Below are 22536 nucleotides of genomic sequence, written 5' to 3'. Positions count from 1 at the left end.
AATGAATTATCTTAACAAAGGGTGGTGGGGAAAATGCAGAAATGGTATCAGATTTTTCAAAGAAATACCGGGTTGAGTCCATACATCTGGGTTGTTTTCTACATTTTGCCCTTTTACTTCATATTCCGATCCTCTGCGCCTTATCAGATTGTGTTGGGAAGCTTGCTGATCATCGCTTTTTTTGTTTGTTATGTACTGTCATTTGTGTCCAGGGGCTGGAAGGTATATTTCTGGACCAGCTTGCAGATCGCTAATTCAATTACGATGACGATGTTATTCGGCTATGTGTATTTCTCTTTGTTTCTGGCCTTCTTCATAGGAAATATCAAAAATAAGGTAGGCTTTATTACGTTGTATACAATTCACCTGGTTACAACGGTGGTGACGATAAATTGGGGATTTCTTACGAAAACCTCGTGGTTCATTACGCAGCTCCCATTCGTTCTTGTCAGCTTGATCGGCGTTATTCTGCTGCCCGTTACGACGTATAACCGCAATAAGAGCGATCGATTGCAAGGACAGTTGGAGGATGCCAACAAGCGGATTTCGGAGCTGGTGAAGCTGGAGGAGCGTCAGCGGATTGCTCGGGATTTGCACGATACGCTTGGCCAGAAGCTGTCTTTAATCGGTCTGAAAAGCGATCTTGCAGGCCGGCTGATTGCTGAGAATCCATCCCGGGCACAGGCCGAGATTGCTGATGTGCGCCAGACAGCTAGAGTAGCGTTGAAGGAAGTTCGAGAGTTGGTTACTCAGATGAGAGGAACGAGATTACAGGATGAGATATTCCGGATCAGGCAAATATTGAAGGCTGCTCAAATTGAATTCTCGCTGGAAGGGGATCCTGAGCAGCTGGACATTTCGTTGATGAATGAGAATGTGCTCAGCATGTGTCTTAAGGAAGCCGTAACGAACATCGTGAAGCATAGCAGCGCTACGGCCTGCTCTATTGTAATTAGACCGTCTCGCGGTGAATTAATCGTTACAATACAGGATAATGGCGTAGGCATAGCCGTCAACTCGTACTATTTCAAGGGAAATGGTCTGCGAGGGATGAAGGAACGCCTCGAATTTGTTAACGGGAGCATGGAAATTGCTTCAAATGGTGGGACGGTGCTGACGATAAAAGTTCCTAGTTCACTAAAACAACCCGTAGAGGAGGCATCGATATGATCCGAATTGTCATTGCCGAAGATCAGCGCATGCTGCTCGGAGCTCTTGCTTCAATCCTTGATTTGGAGGAAGATATGACGGTAGTCGGCAGGGCCAGCAATGGGGAAGATGCAGTCCGGCTAGTTCATCAGCATAAGCCGGACATTTGTATTATGGATATTGAAATGCCCGTGAAGAATGGTCTGGACGCGGCGGAAGAGCTGAAAGGCTCTGGCTGTAAAGTAATGATTCTGACGACCTTCGCTCGTTCGGGCTATTTTGAGCGGGCGATTAAAGCCGGGGCAAGCGGGTATTTGCTGAAAGACAGTCCCAGCGAGGAATTGGCAACTTCTATTCGCAGTATTATGGCGGGGCGCAGAATCTATGCATCAGAGCTTGTCGATGAGGCCTACGGGGAAGTGAACCCGTTAACCGAGCGGGAGAAAGAAGTACTGGGGCTTGTCGCTGACGGGAAAAATACCAAGGAAATTGCTAGCGAGCTGTTCATTACTACAGGGACGGTTCGCAACTATATTTCCGTCATCCTGGATAAGCTGGGAGTAAGCAATCGAATCGAGGCCATTACCCGTTTTAAAGAGAAGGGATGGTTTAAGTAGGATTCGGGGTACCCCCAATCGTAAGTCATCATAGAGAAGGAGATGTGTCAGCAAATGTCATTCGAAATTGAACGTAAATTTCTGCTTCAGGAGATACCCCAATCTTTAATCGAAGAAGGGCAGCTGCAACTGCAATCAGAGCATCGAATCGAGCAGACCTACCTGGCGCTTGCTGGCGATCAGGAACTGCGCGTGCGTAAAATCAAGGACTTGGCTACAGGCGAGGTTACATATACGCATACCTTTAAGAAGGGGCATGGTCTGCTTCGGGAGGAAGTAGAGTACGAAATTTCGGAAGGGATCTACGAACAGATTACAGGGATACACCAGGCAGTGCCCTTAACAAAGAACCGGGTAACGGCGAATTGGAATGGGCGAATCATTGAGGTCGACCTGTATGATCAAATTGATTTGATGGTGCTTGAGGTGGAATTTGCTTCTGAAGAGGAAGCGATCGGATTTACGCCGCCGGACTGGTTCGGTCCGGACATTAGCACGAATAAGGAATATAGCAATAAGAAAGTATGGAAGGAACTGCAGGAGCGCTCGAGTTGAACTTGTAGATTCGATGCCATCTTACTGTTTTTCACCCCGCGCGCGTTCTCAGCGCACGGGGTTCTCTGCATGGCGACGGTCGGTGACTGGATTGGGCTGGGGGAGGTTTTTTTTTTTTTGCGTCTCCGGGTTAGGTATGTTCCGGTAACAGCGAATGGGTAATAGATGGATTTTTGGTATTTAAAATATACATGTAGTCGTAAAGCACATAATTAACTGGATTTCGTGTCTTTAATAGCGAAGAAAGAAAGCGAATCTGATGAATCCAGCGTTTATAGATACTCGCTATCCACCTATTTTCTCGTTATTGTCTGATCAGAATAGAATAAATGCACGAAATCCAATTAACTTGGATAGTCAGAGTACCGAGCATTGAATCAAGCTATAGACAGCGCTGAAGGAGCATTGGCTCCCAATGACCGAGTAATAACTCCTGCAAAAAGTAATATTCGCTCGCTGGTTGAGTAAAGTTTCTCGCTGTTCGTGCCGTGATCATCCGTTTATGTTGATGATTCCTGCCCAGGATCAAGCCATTCATAAGCTTGTACATCATTAAACTGAGCTTCCGCCTCTTCCTCGGCCAAAGATTGAATTTCCTCGGCGCCGATGGTAAGGACTTCATACCCCTCTTCCGCATGTTTGCGAAGTGCCCGCTGCTTGATAAACTTTGGGCTGGCCTCGCCCATCTCTTCGTCATAGACGAGCAGAATGCCATCCGTTTTACGCAGAAGCAGCTCGTCCCTCGCTATGAACTGCCATTTGCCCTGGTAAGACTCTTTGCTTACCGCGGCATAGTGATCGATGCTTCGCAGCAGATGCTCGTAATATATTTTTTTATCATCGCTCCACTTTTCCTCTGGGTTACTAAATGCCGTAATAATGGAGCATTTCAGCTGCGGGTATTGCGATTTGAGCGAGACGGCGGCTTCGCAAGCCCAAAGATCGACGCCGTATTGTCCGGGAGTGATGACCCATTCCAACCCTTCCTCCAGAAGAGGGATCAGCTTGTTCCGGATCGCCTGCTGGATATAGGGGATTCCTTTATGCTTATTATTGAATATGCCAAGCTCATGAGCCCGATAACCGGTCACGAATAAGTTCTTCAATGTAGGACTCCTTCGTTCTAATTAAATTTTTTGATTATTTATAATCATAGAATAGCTTTCATGAGATAGCTACCTGACTGGAAGAAGTTTTACTATTGGTGCAATTTGATTATTATGTTTAGGGTACTTATCAAGAGCTGGAAATGTATACGGGAGAAGAAGGGGAGGCAGAGATTAAGCAATACATAACGAATGAAGGTATCTATATTTTAACGGATGATATTTGGGTTAGGATTCCTAGGGTGTGCAGGAAGGTTTGATTTCGAGAATGGAAGAATGGTTAGAAGCGCGGCTGGTAATTCGGAACATCCCCATGCGACGATCCCTCAATATATCTCGTAGCGCCTGAAGCGGCTCCACGCAAATAGACCTTTCTGGCTCTCAGAAAGGTCTAAGTTCTTATATTCTGATTGTTATTAACCGTGGATGGCAAGGATCGTAAAGGTCGTATAGAACAGTGTATAGAATGTACCTAATGCGACAATCCAGGCAAATATGTTGCTTTCGTTTTTATACTCTGTTTTTGGCTTTTGCATACGGATCAGCTCCTTGTGAATGCTGAATTCATAATTTGTGAACAATTTGTGTCACCCTTATTACATATTATTAAACATTTTGTGTCTAATTTCAAACACTTTTTTGATTAATCTTGACAAAAATTATTTGTATGCGAAATAACCACAGTCAATATAGCGTATTGGACTGTGGTTATTAGTTGCTGTTGCTTTATTTTGAAGTTATATAAGAAGGGCAGCCATGTCTTCTCCTAAGGCGCAAAGCCTTCCTCGCGCAAATATTCTTCTGCTTCCTCCCGGGTCTCGAAAACCATTTCAATGGTGGAGCCGGCGTAAACGTACCATAAGTCGTCCTCGGGCTTGAGCAGCAGGCTGGTTCCTTCCGGGTCATGCCAAAGCTCTTCGCTGGAGTTCTCGCCTGAAATTGCCGCTTGTATACCTAACCCGCTTGTATCACCACTTATTGCAGCGGCTCCTATGCCCGGTACTGGGGAGCCGGAATAACTTGTACTCAGCCCGGACAGTGAATCGATCGATTGCTGCACCAGTTGGCGAAGCTCGGGTTCCGTGAAGTCGCGAATGTTGACGAAACCTTTATCATTAACATCGGGCCGATCGAGCCGCCCGGCATAAATAAAGCCGTTGCCGTTCGGATGGAGGTGATAGCCGACCGTTTTTTTGTCATAGATGCTGCCTTCATAGTGGAAGTTGACGCGACCCAGCGATACGTCCCGGCGCTCAAGCTGGGGAAAAGATTCAAGAATGTGGATTTTCTGTTGGAACGTAAGCATGTACTGCCTCCCTAAAATTACATAAATTTCATTGTGCCGTGATTATATCATAATCCATGTGGCAAGTTATATGCGGAGCATGGTTGTATTGCAGAAAAAAGAACCGCCAAAAGACGGTTCTTCTAACACTGCCAAGAAATCAGTTAATATTTTACACACACAGGTCTGCTGTTCTGGTATTTGTTTATGCATCCGGGGACATGGGCTGCCCCTCGTCCTGCTTCTTCTTATAAAGCAATCTTGAGGTAGCTATTCCCGCAAGCCCCAAGGCGATAAATAATGCAGCCCTTACGCCGATCGATACCCATGGCAAATCAATAATAACGACTTTCAGCAAAATGACAAACAAGAAAATGACGCCTGCCAGTCTGACGCGGGAGCGGTTCGTGGTCAGCCCGAAAATAATCAGGCCGGCCGAATAGAGAATCCATGCGCCGGACAAGCTCAAATGCTGGACATCGCTGCTGAAAGATTTGCTTAATACATAGGCAATCTGGGTGAGGAAAATGAGACAAAGGGCTGCCTCAACCCAGTTGAAGACGTTCCAAAGAGAATGGATCCATTTAGGCTCCTGTTCATTTCTCACCATAAAATACGGAATCGGCATACTGATTACGAGCAAAAACCAGGCCAGCGTCTCGCTGGAGAAAAAGGCAGGCATAAAGCTGAATAAAATAAGCAATGCGCTAAACAAGTACAAGGTTAAGCCGACGATTTGCTGCAGCAGGCTTCTCAGCTTAATGCCAAGCGCTAAGGAGAGCATGCCCAAGACAAGCAGCACGCTGGCCTTGTAGTTGTTGCCTACACTGTCGACGATGAATACGACCCAGCCGTACGTAGCAATGGAAGCAAATAGCTGCGACATTTCTTTGTGCTTTAAGGACAGCACGGTGGTCACGCTGTACAGGATGGACAATAAAGCCATCAGAATGCTGAACGTGTACCCTTCCTCTCCAGAGTACAGTCCGATGATCCAAAGGGAGAGCAGGAAAAAGCCAATCGGCAGCAAAATCATTTGATCCAGCTTGTGCCGGTAGCGGCGGGCCACTGTAATTCCATATAATACGAAATGCTGTAATAATACGGCGATTAAAAAGAGATATTTGCTTTTATCATAAAGGCCTTGCACATACAAGATTAAGAGCGGTACATGCAGGACGGAAATGGCTACGATATAAGCGGCCCGGAAATTGAAACGGATTGATACGAGCATCATGGCGATAGAAAAAATCGCTTCGTATAACACGAACATCCACGGGTTAGCCGGAGACTTAACCAGAAACGGTATGAGGTATCCGGACAGCAAGGCAATGATGACCAGCGTTTGCGATCGATGATGAACCGCTATGAACACGCCAAAGGCGATGGACATGATGTACAGGACAAAGGCAATGCCGAGCGGGATCAAGTTATAGAGCATATGTGCGGCAAAAAGAGTGAGCACCAGCACGGCGTTCGCTCCGCCTAAAAGGACCTGCCCCAATGCCTCGCGCTGCTGGCGGACCTGCCTGTCTCCAAACCAGTACATGGCTGCGGCGAGGACGGCTCCTAGCAGGCAGCGCATCGGCTCATTTAAATATCCGGCGTTGACAGCGGCCATGAACAGCCATAGTACGCCGAGCAATAACACGACGATGAAAACCCGCGGCAGCCATACCCGTGAAATCGCGTATTCCCAATCCTGCGAGGAGCGGGATGTATTCGCAGGAGGCTTCACATATGGAGGCTGCTGGAATTCTGGCGGTTGGCCTGGATATGGCGCTCCCGCAGGAGGCGCCTGGTTCAGAAACTGTGCTTGTTGCTGCTGCTGGCTGTACTGTTGAGCATCAGGGGATGCCTCCTGACTCAAAGAGTGCCTCTGCTGATCGTAATGTTGCGGCTCCTGTTGATGGTACATTTGCTGATGATCGTGTTGTAAGTTCCGCTGTTGCCCCGCTGGTTGTTGCTCCTGATGCTGCTCGTGATGGTGTGGATACTGATGTTGATGTTGTTGCGAGCGATGTGGATCCCACCCTGGATAGTCAGTCTGCTGCTGGTTATGCCGCATGCCAACCAATGTGTCTTGATTTTTGACATGTTCTTGCTGGTAGTACTGTTGTTGGGACTGCTGCTCTAGTTGCGGGTCCGATTGCTGACGTTGGTCGTTTAGATACTGTTGCTGCTGCTGTTGCTGTTGATGCTGTTGTTGTTGTTGTTGTTGGTAATGCAAAAGCTCCTGCTGTGGATGCAGCTGTTGTTCGGAGCGTAAATGCTCCTGCTGCGTGTGCAGTTGTTGCTGCTGTGGGCCTTGCGGGTTCCATGGCGGCGGTCCGGACTGCTGACCCTGCCGCTGTGCCTGAGGGGATGAATCAAGGGCGGGATTCTGGCCTGCTTCCTTTTCTAGTACCGGGTTCAAAGGTTTTGATGCAAGTCCTTCGCCTAGTTTCAGCTCAGACAGTTGTTCGCTTATCCTTCTTAATTCTTCCTCCAGTTCTCTGATCTTTTTGTCTTTATCCAAGTTCGTATCACCTCTGCTTGTTTAAATGTTGAACACTCCGATTACGATACCTGATCAACCATTGACATTAACGGATGGCTGGCGATCCTTCAAGTCCATATTTTGGAAGTGAATACTTTATGTTTATAGAACCGATATCCTCGCAGGAATCTATCTAGGAGACAAGTAATTACAGGAACATTGTACGTACTTGCTCCTCATTCATTTATATCGTTTAACTTAATAATAATTGGATTTATAGCAGTTAGTTTCTGCGGCAAGAAGGGGATAACCGATTTACATGGATTTCATGTCATTAGAAGAAGGGAAATTGCCAACAATGGGCTGAATTCCTCATTTTAGGCGTAAAAATCCATCTAATTCTCAGAAATAGTTGTTTTACGCCTAATTAGGCGCATCATTTCCATTTAATGCACTGCATCTGGTGGTTATGCATCTCAATGCCGATTGCAAACCTAACATCCAAATTATGAATTTTACTGAGAATCCCTCTCCTAGATGCCATTTGTGTGGTAGTATATGTAGTTGAGCCCGAAATAGGAGAATTATCCGGTGGTATAATGATGGTATGAGGCAAAAGGAAATACAAAGGAAACAAGGAATTGAAAGAGGAGAACTGAACTTGGAAGATTATAATGAAATGCTTGAACAAATGAATATCCAGCATGCGATTATCGGGGAAGTGACGACAAGCCTGCCTGACATTCTTCAAGATTTGACGAAGGTCCGTTTGTCATCGCTTGCTTCGGCCTGCAATTTGCCTGGACGTTCCAAGATGAAAAAGCAAGAATTAATAGAAGCGCTAACAGCACACATGACTGATGCGGAGCATCTGCAATCCGCCCTGCTGATAGTCGGCGGCCTGGAATGGCAATTGTTCGAATCGCTTCTTCGTCAACCTGTTCTGCAGAACAATCTCATTCTAATTGAGCACTACTGGTATTTAATGAACCGTGGGCTAGTATTTACTTATTTCAGCGAGGGACAGCTTTATGTCGTTATGCCGGACGAGATTAGACAAGCCTATGCCAAGCTGGATCACGCGAAATTCCATCAACAACGGGCGAGTGTACAGCTCGTTCATGAGTATATATTAGCTATGACACACTTATACGGTGTGATTGAGCCGGACAAGGTCATTGAAATATACAATGCGCAGAACAGCGAACAGCTCGATCAGAAACGGTTCAAGGAGCTGCTTGGGGAGTTAACGAGCAGAGAACAGAATTATACGATGGAGGACGGCTTCATCGTCGACGGATATTTGTCTCTAGAGGATTCGCAAGGAGAGCTTAAAGAACTGCTAGCGGAAGTACAGGGCAAGCCTTATTTCATTCCGAAACGCGAAGAGCTGCTGAAATACGCCGATGAGGATTACTTCGAGATGACGCCGCAGCTGACGAAGCTGAGAGCATACGTCATGAAGGAAATTTCCCGGGATGCGGAAATGATCGACTATCTTATCGACGATATACAGTTAGCCTGCACGATGCAAGCGACTTCGGGAGAGCTGATCCATGAATTCGAGAGAAGAGGCTTGAAATTCCAAAGCATGGAGCAGGCGGATACGGTCATCGCTCTAATGAACGATGTGTACAACCATACAAGACTGTGGATCCACAGAGGTCATACACCTTCTGAGATGAACCGGATTTCCGGAAATGTGGAACTGAGAGCGGCACATCGCCAGCTAAGTCCATTGAACAAAAGCCAGGTGTCCGTCACAAAAATCGGCCGCAACGAACCATGTCCGTGCGGCAGCGGCTTCAAGTACAAAAAATGCTGCGGCAAATAAATGAAATGCCAAAAATTTGACAACACTTGTAAAGACAGATACAGTAATAGTGAAAATGAATAGGAAGTCCACTAGGGGAGCCGGCACCGGCTGAGACAAGATTGAAATCTTGGACCCTTTGAACCTGATCTAGTTCGTACTAGCGTAGGAAAGTGGAGTCGGAATCCGATGCCTGACACTTACTGCAGCTTGCTGCCCGTGTAAAGGTGGCGTTGAATGAGGCCGCTCCATTGATGGAGCGGCCTTTTTGGTATTTGTGCATGTGCGGCGTCTCCCTAATGGCTTCCTGATCATGTTCGCATTATATCCGGAGGTGGGGAACCATGAGTTTTACGCAGGAGCTTCGACAGAAGGCGGACGGTATCTTTCAGGCTATTTTTGAACACCCTTTTGTGAGAGGAATCGCTAACGGCGACTTGCGGAAGGAGCAGCTCATTCACTACGTCAAGCAGGATCATGAATATTTAACGGCGTATATGCGGATTTACGGCATTGCCATATCCAAATGCTCGAGCCGCGACGAGATCGAAATGTTTAATCAGCAAATCTCTTTTATTCTGAACAGTGAAGTTCATCCGCATAATAATTTCTGTGCGGTTGCCGGAGTCAGCTATGATGAAATGCAGGGTTATGCGCTCGCTCCGGGGGCACATCATTATATCCGGCACATGCTGAACGTAGCCCATGAAGGAAGCCTGGCTGAAATTATGGCGGTGCTGCTGCCGTGTCCGTGGACTTACCTGGAGATCGGCGAGAAGCTGATGAGAGAAGTGCAGCCGACCGAGGCCCATCCATTCTATGAGTGGATCCATTTCTATGCGACGCGGACGAATACGACCGCTAAGTTCTCCGAGCGTCTAGACAAGTGGGCGGAAATTACGACCGAACTTGAACGCAAAAAAATGACCGAGCACTATCTATTGAGCTGCCAGCTCGAGTATATGTTCTGGGATATGGCCTATAGCGTTCAGGATTGGCCGGTGTCGATGAATACGGCGGAATACGCATTATAAGTGAGGCGGATCATAATGAATGCACTGGAAAACGGTATAACAGCACTTCTTACAAAGGTTCAGAGAACCAAACCGCTTATTCATAATATGACCAACGTAGTAGTAACCAATTTTACAGCAAACGGGCTATATGCTCTTGGTGCATCTCCCGTTATGGCGTATGCGCCGGAAGAGGTGGCCGATATGGCGAAAATCGCCGGGGCGCTCGTGCTCAACATTGGCACGTTGACGAAGGAGCAGGTGGAGGCGATGATCATCGCCGGAAAATCGGCTAACGAGCATGACGTACCGGTGCTGCTTGACCCGGTTGGGGCCGGGGCAACGGCGTTCCGCACGGAATCGGCACTGCGGATTCTCCGCGAGGTAAAGGTCTCCCTCGTGCGGGGAAATGCGGCGGAGATCGCCAACCTTATTGGCGAGTCGCGCGAAATCAAAGGCGTTGACGCCGGAGATGGCGCCGACAATGAGAACGCCGGACTTGGGCTGCGGGCTTCACGGCAGCTGAATGCGATCGTAGCGATTACAGGCAAGGAGGATGTTATATCAGACGGGAGCCTGTGCCGGGTCGTTAGCGGCGGGGATGTGCTGCTGACCCAGGTGACGGGAGCAGGCTGTCTGCTGACATCGGTGCTGGGCGCTTTTGCCGCGGTGGAGAAGGATCTGCTGCTGGCGGGTACGGCAGGGCTGGCCTTTTACGGCGCGGCTGCCTCCCGGGCGGCTGAGCGCACATCTGAAATCGGCCCGGGCAGTTTCCAAGTCGCTTTTCTCGATGAGTTAGCCAAACTGCACCCTCACTCCCTCAAGGGACATGCTGCGGTTCGTGAATTTCAGGCCTCTGCCATAGGGGAGGCATTGATATGAGCATAGCCAGAGCACTTACGATCGCCGGTTCTGATAGCGGAGGCGGTGCGGGCATACAGGCCGATCTTAAGACATTCCAGGAGCTGGATGTTTTCGGCATGTCGGCCATTACGGCCATCACGGTGCAGAATACGCTGGGCGTTCAGGGCGTGTATCCGCTGCCGCCGCAAGCTGCTGCAGAGCAAATTGATGCCGTAAGCACCGATCTTGGCGTCGATGCCTTGAAGACGGGGATGCTGTTCAGCGCCGAGATCATTGAAGCGGTGGCTGGACGCATCAAGGAGCATGGCTGGCGTAATGTCGTCGTTGATCCGGTGATGATCGCCAAGGGCGGAGCAGATTTGCTGCTGCCGGAAGCCGTGCGAGCCTTGAAGGAGCAGCTGCTGCCGCTGGCGCTGATCGTCACGCCGAATATACCGGAAGCCGAGGCATTGTCCGGTATGACTATCCGCTCGATGGCGGATCGCCGTGAGGCAGCCAAGCGCATCTGCGCTTATGGCCCGGCAGTTGCTGTGATCAAGGGCGGACACGACGAAGGCGGCGAGCAGGTGGTGGACCTGATCTATGACGGCGCGTCTTGCACGGAGTTGAAGGGCCGGCGGATTCATACCGTTCATACGCACGGAACGGGCTGTACTTATTCCGCGGCGATAACAGCCGGACTGGCGAAGGGGTTGCCGGTGCTGGAGGCGGTGCAGATGGCCCGTGATTATATCCAGGCCGCGATCGAGGACAGCCTGGAGCTGGGGCAGGGGCATGGGCCGACGAATCACTGGGCATTTCGCCGCAGAACGGAGCAGGAGCGATGAGTGGCAGCAGCATCTCTCCTGAACAAATGCGCCGGTACTTGCGGATGTACCTGGTCATCGGCAGCCAGAACTGCCGGGAGGAGCCGCTGCGCGTTGTGGAGGAAGCGTTGAGCGGGGGCGCGACGATGATCCAGTTCCGCGAGAAGGGCCCGGGCGCGCTGACCGGGGAGGCCAGGCTTGCGCTCGCTCTCGAGCTGCAAGCGGCCTGTCGCCGCGCCGGGGTGCCATTCATCGTCAATGATGACGTGGAGCTAGCCGCCCGGATCGGGGCGGACGGCATCCACGTTGGTCAGGACGATGAATCCGCGGGAGCCGTTCGTGCACGGATCGGCAACCGCATCCTCGGCGTGTCCGCGCACACGGTGAAAGAAGCGCGGACAGCGCTTGTTCATGGCGCCGACTATATCGGCGTCGGCCCGGTCTACCCGACGATCTCCAAGGATGACGCACGCCCGGTGCAAGGGACGGGAATGATCCAGGACATGCGGGCGCAAGGGATCCAATTGCCGATCGTCGGTATTGGGGGCATTACCGCAGAGCGTGCCGCCGAGGTGATGCGTGCAGGCGCGGACGGCGTTGCTGTCATCTCCGCGGTTACGCAGGCGGCGAATGTGCGCGAAGCTGTCGGAGATCTGCTGGAGCAGGTCACTCGGGCAGCTGGACGATAACAGAACGGTGCGAATCCTAAAGCATCAAAGCAGGCCGCAGATTCATCATTGGGAATCTGCGGCCTTTTTGCCGTATGAAAAAGAAATTCAGTTATTTGGTCTCAGAAACAAAAATTGGAATTTTACGTCTAATTAAATACGAGTCATATTTTTCCGCTAATGCACATATAATGTATAAACAAATGCCCCTTTTTTCGGTACAAACTATGCCGCACTTTATAGGCTCTATAAAGACTAGAGAGATTGCGAGCAAGATGATAGGAAAGGAAGCGCCCGCCTGGAGCGATGCTTAAGGGGGATTGCTTCCCGAGCAGCAGCTTTATGAGTCTACTCCTGTTTCCGTTGCCAGTATTCCTCATTTCGTTTTCGTGTCCGCATGATCTGCAGCTTTGGCAGCATCGGCATGAGCTTCAAGGCTCTTGACCTGCTGGCTTAAGAGGTGGATCGTATCGTCCATTTTGTCCAGCTTTTCGCCCATCGTTTGCAGTAAGTATTTGATCAGGATAAAGCTCAGAGTAACGGGAAAACCGACGTTCGTGACCAGGGTAACCATATCAGCAACCTGCATCATCGCTCCCTCCTTTCTTCTAAATATCCTTTCACTATATAGAGAAAATAATCAGGGAGAATTACAACCAAGAATATAGAAATAAATGTTATAATTTCAATAAATAAGGCGATTTCTCAGTTGTTAATTTTCTAAGAATTTTTCCCTATAGGTAGAAGATGATTTTGAAAGGGGGAGGTAGCTTTGGAAGAACAACAAACCGTGTACGAGCAATATCGCAGAGAAGTGTATCGGATCGCCTGGCGGATTCAGTATCGAGCAAAGGTCGTGCGGAAGCGGGAGTGTTCATTTGGCGGAATGGAACCGGCCACAACCAGTTTCACCTCATCTTCTGATAACAAAATCGTCGTAAGACAGTTGATTAATGCCCTCCCGTCTGACACGGGCCGATCGATTATTTTCAAGATCTATATCCAAGACAAAACCGAGCAGGAGGTTGCCCGTGAGTTGAACATGAGTCAGCAAGGGGTGAACAAATGGAAGCGAAAGATGATCAAAGAATTGTCCCGGATGGTGAGTTCCTGAATCTGTTGAATAAAGCAAGGCAGAATGATAAGGAATCCACCTTGAAGCTCATCGAGCTCTATAAAGGGGATATTCTGCGGGTAAGTAAGTATATTCACACGTCGGAGGAAGATGCCGTTTCGGATATTATACTAGAGTTTTTGGAATTGATTAAGGAGCGGAAGGAGTAGGCAAATCCCTGTGCTTTCAGGGGTTTGCCTCTTTTTTTTATTTGCACTGGAGTTATATTTCGTAAAAAATGTTGCAGCAGCGGTTGTAATCGCCGGGCCGGATATTCCCTTATTATTGGGAACATTTCCGCTTAGAGGCGCTGCAAACCGGGTCCCGCAGCCTCCTTCCGCCACTGAGAGGGCGTCACGCCTTTGTATTGCTTGAACAGCTTGGTGAAATAATTCGGGTTGCCGCAGCCGATCTGTCCGGCGATTTCTGTAATGGTGAGATCGCTGCCGCTGAGCAGTCTCATGGCTTTGTTGATGCGAATAAAGTTGACGTATTCAATTAGCGTGGAGCCGGTCGTTTTTTTAAATATTTTACAAAAATGATACGGGTTGAGATTCATCATTGCCGCTGCCTTGGATACGGTGATCGGTTCGGCATAATGATCATCGATATGGAGCAGCAGCTGTTTGAAGCGATCCGTGTTACGAGTATGAGCCAGACTCGCCCGCCCTTGCTGATCGCCAGGCATGAAGCGGCGGGAGAGCAGGGTGAACAGCATATACAGCTGACTTTTGACCATGAGCTCGTATCCAGGCTGTTTGCTTTTGAATTCGCGGATGATCTCTTCCAGAACATGCTTGAAGCGCTGATTCTCCTCGTCTTGATGACTAAGCTTGATAGGAAACAGCAGACCTCCGTCCAGATAGGGCGCAATATAGAGCGCGTGCTTCGGGTCGGGGGTTTTGCCATGCCGGAGCAGTGCCGCGTTAAACACGATGGCATAGTATTCCAGTGGCCCTTCGTCAGCTGCGTAACCTGCATGCAGAGCTCCAGAGGGGACAAGGATGATATCACCAGGCAGTGCTTCATAGGGATTGCTGTCGATCAAGAAAAGGGCCTTTCCCTCAACCACCAGCAGAATCTCGAAATGGTCATGCCAATGCAAATAGAACGAAGGGGTGCCCTTCTGCTGCTGTTCCTGGCGAAGGCGAAATATATTAAAGGGATAGGATGGATCGTTAAAATACGTATGCTCCCGCAATTCCTGGGGATGCGTCATGTCAGGCACAGCTCCTCTAGCGCAATATAGAACCAAAAAAGCACAAGATTGTATAGAGATATATTCAGGGAAGCGCTATACAATGGGCTTATGCTTCACAATATACTCAATATAGGAGTGGTTGGCAAATGCAAAACGGCAATCATTTGTTACGTATAGGCACGCTGGTTGGCGGACAGGATGCGGTACGGGTCATTCCGCAAATTCTGCCGCATGGCTTCGAGTCATTCAGCCTCACCTTCTGGCAAACAACGGGCGGCATCAATTTGGCGGAGCTTGCCAAGCAGGTGCGGGGGATGATAGATGAGCACGGAGTAGTCATTTCCAGCATCGGGGTGTTCGGCAACCCGCTGACAGGAGAAGGGGATAATGCGGATACGCTGGCCAGCTGGGAGCGGGCGATCGATCATGCACACCTGTTCGGGGCGGATATCGTCAGCGGCTTTACCGGCCGTCTGACGGACCGTCCGATCGATGAGTCGCTGCCTCGTTTCAAGGAAGTATTCGGGGAGCTGGCGAAGCGCGCAGCGGACCGGGGCGTGCGGATCGCATTCGAGAACTGCGATATGGGCGGCACCTGGTGGAAGGGAGATTGGAACATCGCTCATAACCCGCAGGCCTGGGAGATGATGTTCAACGAGGTTCCGGCCGATAATCTCGGCCTTGAATGGGAGCCCTGCCATCAGATGGTCAGTCTGATCGATCCGATTCCGCAGCTGCGGAAGTGGGTGGACAAAGTATTCCATGTGCACGGCAAAGACGCGACGATCGCTTGGGATATCGTCAAGGAATACGGTATTCACGGACCGAAGGAATTTGTCTGGCACCGGACGCCGGGATTCGGCGACACGAACTGGACGGACATTATTACGATTTTACGTCAAGCCGGATATAAGGGCACGATCGATATTGAGGGCTGGCATGATCCGGTCTATCAGGGCGAGCTGGAAATGACCGGCCAGGTGCATGCGCTGAATTACTTGAAGCAGTGCCGCGGCGGAGCTTTTGTGCCAAACCCGGTTTAGGGGAGAGCTGATTGATCATCCAAGTTGGATTTAGCGACTGGATGTCTGGCAAAGGCTTGAAATGGATTTCGAAGCATACAAGTTGAATCATAGGTGGTGTGAACAATGAGCAAGCAGCATCGGATCGTGGTCGCCGGGTGCGGCGGAATGTCGAACGTGTGGATCAAGGAACTGCTGAAGCGGGACGATGCCCTCGTTGTCGGGCTGGTCGATGTACAGATTGGCCAGGCGGAGAAAATCCGGGACGCTTATGGGCTGGCGTGCGGCGTTTATAGCGGACTGATCGAGGCGATTGCCGATACAGGCGCGGATTTGGTCATCGACGTGACGATCCCGGACAGTCACTTCGAAATCAGCACGACAGCCATGAAGCAGGGCTGCCACGTCTTTGGCGAGAAGCCGATGGCCGCCACGATGGAGCAGGCCAGGAAAATTATAGAAATAGCGGATGCTACGGGCAGGTCGTTATCGGTCATGCAGAATCGCCGGTACGACGCCAATATCCGCGCGCTGCGCGAGCTGATATCCTCCGGCGCGATTGGCAGGTCCGGCATGATCAATGCGGACTTCTTCCTAGGGCCGCATTTCGGCGGGTTCCGCGATGTGATGGAGAGTCCGCTGATTCTGGACATGGCGATCCATACGTTTGACCAAGCCCGGTTCATTATCGGCGCCGACCCGGTATCGGTATACTGCCATGAGTTTAACCCTCCGGGCTCCTGGTACACGGGCAATGCCTCGGCCGTCTGCATTTATGAAATGTCGGACGGCTCGGTGTTCAGCTACCGGGGCTCGTGGTGCGCGGAAGGTGCTCCGACGTCCTGGGAGGCCGATTGGCGGATCATCGGCGAGAAAGGGACGGCGATTTGGGACGGAGTCCAGGCGCCTTATGCGGAGGTCGTGAGCGCCGGCGAACATGCGGAGAAGAAGTTCATGCGCGATACGGTGCGCGTAGAAGCGCCGCTGCGCTGGAACGGCAAGCCGGGGCATGAGGGCTGCCTGGACGAAATGTTCCTGGCCCTAGAGGAAGGCCGTCCGGCCGAGACCGACTGCCGCGATAACATCCACAGCATGGCCATGGTGCTCGGCGCGATCGAAAGCGCGAAGAGCGGACGGAAGGTTATGCTGGGGTAACTCGGTAAGCGGTTAGATGAAAAGGGTGGAAGGAGGGGGAGCGGTATGCTCCCCCTTTATTTTTTGTACAAGAATAAAGAAAAAACCGCCGAAAGCGGCGGCTCTGTTAATCGATGGGAATATCGACAACCACATTATATTCCTTCATGTAATGCATCCCTTTGATGCACAGGTACTCCGGCTTGGCCTGCGAATCGAACAGCAGGGTGCGTTCCTTCAGGATCGTTCCATCCTCCAGCTTGGTTGCGATCTGGCCGACGGTCGTACGTAAAGAAATGGTCTCGCCCTGCGTTTCAATCGAGACGCCGTCAAGCAGGACATCTTCCTCGGTCGCTACCGTGATTTCCACGCCTTGGGACGTGACGGATACTTTTTTCACCCATAGCTCCTTTCCTTCCAATGTGAAGGGCTCTTCGCCTGCCGACGAGAGGGGCAGCCTTTGATCTAACTGCTGGTAACCGGCGAATTCTTTCATAACGAGCTCCAGGGATTTTAAGGGCTTGGGCAGCGGATTGTAGCGCAGGTCAAACTTTCTGCCTCCGATAGAAGATCCATGCCCGCTTCCGGTCATCTCTACAGGCACTCCGTTGGCAATCAGCTCGATCCCGTCTAATGCTCCAGGGAGGCGGTCAAAGTTATCTACGTTTAACGAGCCTTCAATCATGGTCATCGTTGGCGTCGCGGTGATCGACTTGAAGTTTATCGTGCCTTTGTCTACTTGTGCCTTCTTGCTGATAGACTGTTTCACCTCGGTCTGCATCGCTTGGTTCGGATCATAGGCGAAAGAGAGGGTGTGGTCGATGAGCTGGTTGTTTTCCCCTGGTTCGAAATAATGCAGCGTCAGTTTTTTGGCAAAAGGGCTTACAGGCTCGAAGGTGATCGTTCCCCTCACCTCGGTCTGGTTTTCGTTAGGCTGCGATACGCCGCTCTCCAAATGGGAGTTCGTCAGGAAGCCGGTAATTTTTGATGGCTTGAACGGAGGGGCGCTCCAATCATCGATCCCTTTGGGGTTCGCCAGGGTGTAATACATGATCAATTGGTTGGCATCGGTCATGATGCCGTTGATCGTCAGCTCCGTCCCATCGCTTAAGGTCGCCTTCCTGTCCACAAGCTGTCCCATCCCTTGATCGTTCAGCTCCTGCAGCGTACTGCTGATCAGTTCGTCGAAGCCAAGCAGCTTCTTGCCATAAAAGGCAAAGGCATTATAGTTATAACCGAAAATAAAAATTAACAATATAGCGGCTGCCGCGGCCCTCCAGACCACAGAGATCCGTTTTGTTCTTGCTGGGGCAGCCCCGTCCAGGGCGCTTCGTAACCGGGCTTCCAGCTCCTCCGGTGCGGCGATGGTGTTCAGGCGCCGTTTCTCTTCTGTTAGCTGCTTCTCGATATTATCCATCTGTTTCACCTCCATAGAGCTCTCTCATTTTTTTTAAACCTTGAAAAATACGCGATTTCACCGTCCCCACCGGCACGCCCATCATATCCGCAATCGTCTGGTAATCGAGATCATGCCAATATTTTAATTGGATCGCTTCCTGCTGCTGTTCATTTAAATGGAGCAGCATTTGCCGGATATCCATTTGCTGATCACTGTGCCGATAAGGATCGTTAGGAAGGGTAAGGGCCAGGTCTTCTGTCAGCTTGCCGTTCATGGCCGCATCATCCAGCGGAACCAGCCTCTGCTGCTTGCGAAGCAGGGCTTTGCAGCTGTTGGCCAGAATGGTTCGGCTCCAGCTGTAGAAGGCTTCCTCCTTTTTGAGCTGGCCGATGTTCTCGTACAATCTGACGATCATATCCTCCATGGCATCCATCGCATCATGCGAATTTCCCATATAGGTCAGTGCGAGTCTGTAATAGTCGTCTTTCTCGGCCAGGATCAGTTGGAGGAGCGCTTCTTTGTTCCCTTTTTTTGCTTTTTTTACGTATCGAACCGCATTCATTGCTTCACCTCACTCCCCTATAAGAGTCACGACCCGGGGGAAAAGTTCATTTTACTGAGAATTTTTTGACTAATAAAATCTAAAATCTCCACAACCGTTCAAGGCTGTGGAGATTCATACTTTTGTAATTTTTCTATGGGGGATAATGTCACCTTGCTCAAGGCCGATTTGTTTTAGAGCGTCAGTCATTGTAATACCAAGACTGTTTCCCAATTTGGGTACTTTTCGTTCCATGTCACTCACCCAAACGATTATACTCTAAGCATGACCAAATTTGAATAACTCCAAAAAAAGTGACTCTTATCGTGAAAAAAATTTAAAGAGGCTTAATATGTTAAAGCAGAAATATTCGTTTTAACACCTATAAACGATGGTTTTAGGGTAATGAATATAATATGGAAATTTCAGAAGAAGGAGGAATTTCATGCTGCGGACAAAAATCATTTGCACGCTCGGACCCGCTTGTGACACGGTGGAGACTTTAAAGGAAATGATCCATGCGGGCATGACCGTGGCTCGTTTGAATATGGCGCATGGAGATCTTGAGGAGCACGCAGGCCGTATTCGGCGTCTGCGCGAGGCGGCCAGGGAGCTGAATGCGTATATCCCGGTCATGATGGATATTAAGGGACCGGAGGTGCGTATCGGCAAGCTGAAGGATGCATCCTGTCAATTGAAAGCCGGGGAGGAGCTGATCCTGACAACCGAGGAAATCGAAGGCGATGCGCGCCGGATTTCGGTCAACTATGCGGAGATGCCCTCGGTCGTCCGGAAGAATGACCGTATTCTGATCGATGACGGCCTGATTGAGCTGAGCGTCATGGATGTCGAAGGTACGGAAATTCGTTGTCTCATCAAAAGCGGAGGCCAGCTAAAGCCGCGAAAGGGCGTAAACCTGCCGGGAATTCATACGACTCTGCCGGGGGTGACGGAAAGGGATATCCGCCATATCGGCTTCGGACTGGAACAGGAGGTCGAGATGATCGCCGTCTCTTTTGTCCGCAAGGGCGATGATATTCGGGAAGTACGGCGGATTCTGGAGGAGCGCGGCGCCGGACATGTGCAGATTATCTCCAAGATCGAGAACGAGGAAGGCGTCATGGAGCTGGACGATATTATCGAGGCATCCGACGGCATTATGGTTGCCCGGGGCGATCTCGGCGTGGAGGTTCCCGTGGAGAACGTCCCGGGCATGCAGAAGGAAATGATCGACAAATGCAATTTGGCCGGCAAACCGGTTATCGTCGCGACGCATATGCTGGAGTCGATGCAGGTTAACCCGCGCCCGACACGCGCGGAGGTCAGCGACGTTTATAACGCAGTCATTCAAGGTGCGGACGTAGTTATGCTATCGGGAGAGTCTGCGGCGGGAAAATATCCGGTCCAGTCTGTACAGACGATGGCCAGAGTGGCTCGGCAGGCGGAGCTTATGATCGATTATCGGGAGCAATTCAACCGGAAAAGAGCGCAGCATGCCGCCGATATTACGGAGGTAATCAGCCAAGGCGCCGTAAGCGCGTCGCTGGAGCTGGATGCCGCAGCGGTCATTACTTCGACCGAGAGCGGCTTCACTGCCCGAATGGTATCGAAATACCGTCCCCAGGCGCCGATTCTGGCGATTACTTATGATCGGCATGTGCTGCCTGCGGTTTGTCTGCTTTCAGGCGTCTTTCCCCTCCTGGGGGAGCATGTGGCTACAGTGGATGAAATGTTCGCAACGGCCATTCAAAGGGCGTTGGGGACAGGTTATGTGAACCCGGGCGACACGGTCGTACTTTCCGCCGGTTTGCCGCTGGGGCAGGCAGGGACGACCAACCTGATTCAGATTCAGCAGGTCAAGGCTTAATGAAGCCTTCATTAAATCTGGAGGATGCATGGGGAAAGCTGGTTTTGGATCCAGCTTAAAAGGATTGACAGCCTCCTGCTTGTCGTGTAAGATGTGTCTTGGTTATTACGTTGTGGTTTGCTGCAGCTGCCAGACATAAGTGTGACAATTGCATCGCATAGATTATTTTTCGTATAACCTCGCTGAACTAACACCAAATCGGAGCGAGGGTTTCTACTGGAAGCCGTAACTTCCTAGCTACGAGAATGAGAACGGTATTGCCGATTCTTATTTCGCAGCTAGGATTTTTTGCGTTTCTGGGCTTATTTTGATATACGTTGGGGAGGATTTGCAAGGTAATGAAAATGAAATATCTATTGTCTGTATTAATTGGAGCGAGCAGCTATGGCATATTGTCGACGATTGTTGTACTCGCATATGGCCAAGGATATCAGCTTGGCGAAGTGGTGGGTACACAGTTGTTGACGGGATGCATCTTGGCGTGGCTGCTGGCCATGTATACGGCCTGGAAAGAACGCAGCAAGGGCAAGCGTCTGGGGGCAGCAGGTCCGGTAGCAGGTTCGGAGCAATCGGAAGCAACGGCGGCTCATTCGCCGAAGCTGACCTGGAAGCATAGATTGCTGCTGATGCTGGCTGGAATGCCTACTGCGATCACGGGACTGCTCTACTATCAATCGCTGCGCTATATTCCGGCTTCGCTGGCGATTGTTCTGCTGTTTCAATTTACTTGGATCAGTGTTTTAATTCAAGCGGTTAGCAAGCGGCAGCGCCCAAATGGAATCATGCTGTTTACATTGGTATTGCTGCTCGGAGGTACGCTGCTCGCTGCCGGACTTATGGAGCAGAAGGAGACAAGTTTCCCCGCGATTGGCATTGCGCTGGGACTATTATCGGCTGTCAGCTACACCTTGTTTATTCTATTTAGCGGTAAAGCGATGCCTTCGGTTCACCCGGCTTACCGCAGCGCTTGGATGATTACCGGCGGGCTGGTACTTGTGTTCATATTGTTTCCGCCGTATTTCTTGTTTAACGGCTTATTGTGGAGCCAACTGCTGTTATTTGGCTTCCTGCTTGGCCTGTTCGGAGCCTTTATCCCTCCGGTGCTATTCGCCGTCGGCGTGCCTCACATCGGCGAGGGAATGGCGGGCATACTCGGAGCTGCCGAACTTCCGGTGGCCGTGCTGCTCTCCTCGTTCGTTCTTCGCGAGCACGTGACAATGCTGCAATGGGGCGGTGTTATTGTCGTGCTGCTTGGGGTCATGCTGCCGGAACTCTATAAAATGAGAGCAAGAACCGCGAGGCGTTTAACCTAGTAGTTGTATATTTATGTCGGTATCGGCACACCTTCCTTAGATCGGTTGTTCGATTGGAGGAGGGTGTGTTTTTTGTTGTATACTTGTGCCAGAATTAACGGGAGGTGAGAGCAGCATGATCCAAGTAGCTGCGGCAATCATCGAGAATGAACAAGGGCAACTGCTGATCGCGCGCCGAAAAGAAGGGAAGTCCCAAGCGGGGCTGTGGGAATTTCCAGGCGGAAAGATCGAGGAAGGCGAGTCTGGTGAAGAATGCCTTCGCCGGGAACTCATGGAGGAAATGAGTATTGAGATTGAACCGTATGAATTTGTTGGCGTCAATGACCATTGGTATGGAGATGTGCATATCAGGCTGTTTGCCTGGAAGGCGACATATCAGGCCGGGACAATTACATTAGCCGATCATGATGAATACTGCTGGGTAGGGAAAAATGAGCTTGGCTCATTTGAGTTTGCTGAGGCGGATAAGGTGTTTGTCCAGAAGCTTGGTGCGGGAGGAAGCCAGATCTTTAATCCAGCAAAGCTATGAAATGAACTAGCTTCAAAAGGTAAAAAATACGTTAGAGGTCATGAATCGGATATGCGATCTC

At 50.3% G+C, this 22536-nt stretch carries 23 protein-coding genes and 2 riboswitches; of the genes, 16 read left to right on the top strand and 7 right to left on the bottom strand.

Annotated elements, in window-relative coordinates; genetic code table 11:
- Positions 1-33 precede the first annotated feature (33 nt).
- Genes GNP95_RS04495 through GNP95_RS04485 form a run of 3 tightly spaced genes read left to right on the top strand, consistent with a single transcriptional unit; the run spans position 34 to position 2321 of the window.
- Positions 34-1170 carry a sensor histidine kinase gene (locus GNP95_RS04495; protein WP_155609650.1) on the top strand — a complete coding sequence of 379 codons (1137 nt, stop codon included), beginning with the start codon at positions 34-36 and terminating at the stop codon, positions 1168-1170.
- Positions 1167-1766 carry a response regulator transcription factor gene (locus tag GNP95_RS04490; RefSeq protein WP_155609649.1) on the top strand — a complete coding sequence of 200 codons (600 nt, stop codon included), beginning with the start codon at positions 1167-1169 and terminating at the stop codon, positions 1764-1766. Before GNP95_RS04495 ends, GNP95_RS04490 begins: the two co-directional genes overlap by 4 nt.
- Positions 1767-1820: 54 nt before the next feature.
- Positions 1821-2321, top strand: coding sequence for a CYTH domain-containing protein (locus GNP95_RS04485; RefSeq protein ID WP_155609648.1), 501 nt, complete (start codon positions 1821-1823; stop codon positions 2319-2321).
- 500 nt (positions 2322-2821) lie between these two features.
- Here the strand turns inward: GNP95_RS04485 and GNP95_RS04480 are convergent, their stop codons facing one another.
- Positions 2822-3427, bottom strand: coding sequence for an SLOG family protein (locus GNP95_RS04480; RefSeq protein WP_155609647.1), 606 nt, complete (start codon positions 3425-3427; stop codon positions 2822-2824).
- A gap of 137 nt (positions 3428-3564) precedes the next feature.
- On the opposite strand from GNP95_RS04480, the gene GNP95_RS26680 reads away from it, so the two are divergent.
- The gene (locus GNP95_RS26680) at positions 3565-3687 is read left to right on the top strand and encodes a DUF6612 family protein (RefSeq protein ID WP_413773730.1); all 123 of its coding nucleotides are present in this window, start codon (positions 3565-3567) and stop codon (positions 3685-3687) included.
- 506 nt (positions 3688-4193) lie between these two features.
- Here GNP95_RS26680 and GNP95_RS04475 read toward each other — a convergent pair.
- Complete coding sequence (locus GNP95_RS04475) at positions 4194-4733, bottom strand: hypothetical protein (protein ID WP_155609646.1); 540 nt, start codon at positions 4731-4733, stop codon at positions 4194-4196.
- Positions 4734-4917: 184 nt separating this feature from the next.
- Positions 4918-7230: a DUF2339 domain-containing protein gene (locus GNP95_RS04470; protein ID WP_155609645.1), complete on the bottom strand. Its 2313-nt coding sequence runs from the start codon at positions 7228-7230 to the stop codon at positions 4918-4920.
- 622 nt (positions 7231-7852) lie between these two features.
- Here GNP95_RS04470 and GNP95_RS04465 point away from each other — a divergent pair.
- From GNP95_RS04465 to thiE, 5 genes are all read left to right on the top strand, one after another.
- A complete protein-coding gene (locus tag GNP95_RS04465) occupies positions 7853-9025 on the top strand; it encodes an SEC-C metal-binding domain-containing protein (RefSeq protein ID WP_196427058.1) in 1173 nt (390 codons plus the stop codon).
- Positions 9026-9088: 63 nt separating this feature from the next.
- Positions 9089-9193: riboswitch (TPP riboswitch) on the top strand.
- A 155-nt stretch (positions 9194-9348) separates the two neighbouring features.
- Positions 9349-10038: a thiaminase II gene (tenA, locus tag GNP95_RS04460; RefSeq protein ID WP_155609644.1), complete on the top strand. Its 690-nt coding sequence runs from the start codon at positions 9349-9351 to the stop codon at positions 10036-10038.
- A gap of 15 nt (positions 10039-10053) precedes the next feature.
- Positions 10054-10899 carry a hydroxyethylthiazole kinase gene (gene thiM, locus GNP95_RS04455; RefSeq protein WP_155609643.1) on the top strand — a complete coding sequence of 282 codons (846 nt, stop codon included), beginning with the start codon at positions 10054-10056 and terminating at the stop codon, positions 10897-10899.
- On the top strand, positions 10896-11708 hold the full coding sequence (gene thiD, locus GNP95_RS04450; protein ID WP_155609642.1) for a bifunctional hydroxymethylpyrimidine kinase/phosphomethylpyrimidine kinase: 813 nt from the start codon (positions 10896-10898) through the stop codon (positions 11706-11708). Before thiM ends, thiD begins: the two co-directional genes overlap by 4 nt.
- On the top strand, positions 11705-12376 hold the full coding sequence (gene thiE / locus GNP95_RS04445; protein WP_155609641.1) for a thiamine phosphate synthase: 672 nt from the start codon (positions 11705-11707) through the stop codon (positions 12374-12376). The genes thiD and thiE overlap by 4 nt, the downstream gene beginning before the upstream one ends.
- Positions 12377-12731: 355 nt before the next feature.
- Here the strand turns inward: thiE and GNP95_RS04440 are convergent, their stop codons facing one another.
- Positions 12732-12947, bottom strand: coding sequence for a hypothetical protein (locus GNP95_RS04440; protein ID WP_306422056.1), 216 nt, complete (start codon positions 12945-12947; stop codon positions 12732-12734).
- Positions 12948-13127: 180 nt separating this feature from the next.
- Here GNP95_RS04440 and GNP95_RS04435 point away from each other — a divergent pair, with 180 nt between their 5' ends.
- A complete protein-coding gene (locus GNP95_RS04435) occupies positions 13128-13469 on the top strand; it encodes a DUF1492 domain-containing protein (RefSeq protein ID WP_155609639.1) in 342 nt (113 codons plus the stop codon).
- Positions 13421-13639 carry a hypothetical protein gene (locus tag GNP95_RS04430; protein WP_155609638.1) on the top strand — a complete coding sequence of 73 codons (219 nt, stop codon included), beginning with the start codon at positions 13421-13423 and terminating at the stop codon, positions 13637-13639. The genes GNP95_RS04435 and GNP95_RS04430 overlap by 49 nt, the downstream gene beginning before the upstream one ends.
- A gap of 131 nt (positions 13640-13770) precedes the next feature.
- On the opposite strand, the gene GNP95_RS04425 is transcribed toward GNP95_RS04430, so the two are convergent.
- The gene (locus GNP95_RS04425) at positions 13771-14688 is read right to left on the bottom strand and encodes an AraC family transcriptional regulator (RefSeq protein WP_155609637.1); all 918 of its coding nucleotides are present in this window, start codon (positions 14686-14688) and stop codon (positions 13771-13773) included.
- A 128-nt stretch (positions 14689-14816) separates the two neighbouring features.
- On the opposite strand from GNP95_RS04425, the gene GNP95_RS04420 reads away from it, so the two are divergent.
- Together GNP95_RS04420 and GNP95_RS04415 are read left to right on the top strand one after the other, a co-directional pair.
- Positions 14817-15713 (top strand): sugar phosphate isomerase/epimerase family protein, encoded by an 897-nt coding sequence (locus GNP95_RS04420; protein WP_155609636.1) that lies wholly within the window; start codon positions 14817-14819, stop codon positions 15711-15713.
- A gap of 105 nt (positions 15714-15818) precedes the next feature.
- Positions 15819-16847 (top strand): Gfo/Idh/MocA family protein, encoded by a 1029-nt coding sequence (locus GNP95_RS04415; RefSeq protein ID WP_155609635.1) that lies wholly within the window; start codon positions 15819-15821, stop codon positions 16845-16847.
- 106 nt (positions 16848-16953) lie between these two features.
- Here GNP95_RS04415 and GNP95_RS04410 read toward each other — a convergent pair whose 3' ends face one another.
- Positions 16954-18243 (bottom strand): DUF4179 domain-containing protein, encoded by a 1290-nt coding sequence (locus tag GNP95_RS04410; protein ID WP_155609634.1) that lies wholly within the window; start codon positions 18241-18243, stop codon positions 16954-16956.
- Entirely contained in the window at positions 18236-18787 is a 552-nt protein-coding gene (locus GNP95_RS04405) for a sigma-70 family RNA polymerase sigma factor (protein ID WP_155609633.1), read from the bottom strand. The genes GNP95_RS04410 and GNP95_RS04405 overlap by 8 nt, the downstream gene beginning before the upstream one ends.
- A gap of 424 nt (positions 18788-19211) precedes the next feature.
- Here GNP95_RS04405 and pyk point away from each other — a divergent pair, with 424 nt between their 5' ends.
- The 3 genes from pyk (at position 19212) to mutT (ending at position 22475) form a co-directional block, all read left to right on the top strand.
- Positions 19212-20633, top strand: a complete 1422-nt coding sequence (gene pyk, locus GNP95_RS04395; RefSeq protein ID WP_155609632.1) for a pyruvate kinase — start codon at positions 19212-19214, stop codon at positions 20631-20633.
- A gap of 149 nt (positions 20634-20782) precedes the next feature.
- Positions 20783-20893: riboswitch (purine riboswitch) on the top strand.
- 84 nt (positions 20894-20977) lie between these two features.
- Positions 20978-21946: an EamA family transporter gene (locus tag GNP95_RS04390; protein WP_413773729.1), complete on the top strand. Its 969-nt coding sequence runs from the start codon at positions 20978-20980 to the stop codon at positions 21944-21946.
- A 115-nt stretch (positions 21947-22061) separates the two neighbouring features.
- Positions 22062-22475: an 8-oxo-dGTP diphosphatase MutT gene (gene mutT / locus GNP95_RS04385; RefSeq protein WP_155609630.1), complete on the top strand. Its 414-nt coding sequence runs from the start codon at positions 22062-22064 to the stop codon at positions 22473-22475.
- Positions 22476-22536 lie beyond the last annotated feature (61 nt).

Origin of the sequence: Paenibacillus woosongensis (assembly GCF_009725165.1) — a bacterium.
In the GTDB taxonomy this organism is placed as follows: Bacteria; Bacillota; Bacilli; order Paenibacillales; family Paenibacillaceae; genus Fontibacillus; species Fontibacillus woosongensis.
Note: the sequence above shows the minus strand (reverse complement) of the source record. Positions and strands in the feature narration are given on the sequence as shown.

Coding starts and splice junctions, on each gene's coding strand:
- GNP95_RS04495 (WP_155609650.1), top strand. CDS start 34: ATGCAGAAATGGTATCAGATTTTTCAAAGAAATACCGGGTTGAGTCCA.
- GNP95_RS04490 (WP_155609649.1), top strand. CDS start 1,167: ATGATCCGAATTGTCATTGCCGAAGATCAGCGCATGCTGCTCGGAGCT.
- GNP95_RS04485 (WP_155609648.1), top strand. CDS start 1,821: ATGTCATTCGAAATTGAACGTAAATTTCTGCTTCAGGAGATACCCCAA.
- GNP95_RS04475 (WP_155609646.1), bottom strand. CDS start 4,733: ATGCTTACGTTCCAACAGAAAATCCACATTCTTGAATCTTTTCCCCAG.
- tenA (WP_155609644.1), top strand. CDS start 9,349: ATGAGTTTTACGCAGGAGCTTCGACAGAAGGCGGACGGTATCTTTCAG.
- thiM (WP_155609643.1), top strand. CDS start 10,054: ATGAATGCACTGGAAAACGGTATAACAGCACTTCTTACAAAGGTTCAG.
- thiD (WP_155609642.1), top strand. CDS start 10,896: ATGAGCATAGCCAGAGCACTTACGATCGCCGGTTCTGATAGCGGAGGC.
- thiE (WP_155609641.1), top strand. CDS start 11,705: ATGAGTGGCAGCAGCATCTCTCCTGAACAAATGCGCCGGTACTTGCGG.
- GNP95_RS04440 (WP_306422056.1), bottom strand. CDS start 12,947: ATGATGCAGGTTGCTGATATGGTTACCCTGGTCACGAACGTCGGTTTT.
- GNP95_RS04430 (WP_155609638.1), top strand. CDS start 13,421: ATGGAAGCGAAAGATGATCAAAGAATTGTCCCGGATGGTGAGTTCCTG.
- GNP95_RS04425 (WP_155609637.1), bottom strand. CDS start 14,688: ATGACGCATCCCCAGGAATTGCGGGAGCATACGTATTTTAACGATCCA.
- GNP95_RS04420 (WP_155609636.1), top strand. CDS start 14,817: ATGCAAAACGGCAATCATTTGTTACGTATAGGCACGCTGGTTGGCGGA.
- GNP95_RS04415 (WP_155609635.1), top strand. CDS start 15,819: ATGAGCAAGCAGCATCGGATCGTGGTCGCCGGGTGCGGCGGAATGTCG.
- GNP95_RS04410 (WP_155609634.1), bottom strand. CDS start 18,243: ATGGATAATATCGAGAAGCAGCTAACAGAAGAGAAACGGCGCCTGAAC.
- GNP95_RS04405 (WP_155609633.1), bottom strand. CDS start 18,787: ATGAATGCGGTTCGATACGTAAAAAAAGCAAAAAAAGGGAACAAAGAA.
- pyk (WP_155609632.1), top strand. CDS start 19,212: ATGCTGCGGACAAAAATCATTTGCACGCTCGGACCCGCTTGTGACACG.
- GNP95_RS04390 (WP_413773729.1), top strand. CDS start 20,978: ATGAAATATCTATTGTCTGTATTAATTGGAGCGAGCAGCTATGGCATA.
- mutT (WP_155609630.1), top strand. CDS start 22,062: ATGATCCAAGTAGCTGCGGCAATCATCGAGAATGAACAAGGGCAACTG.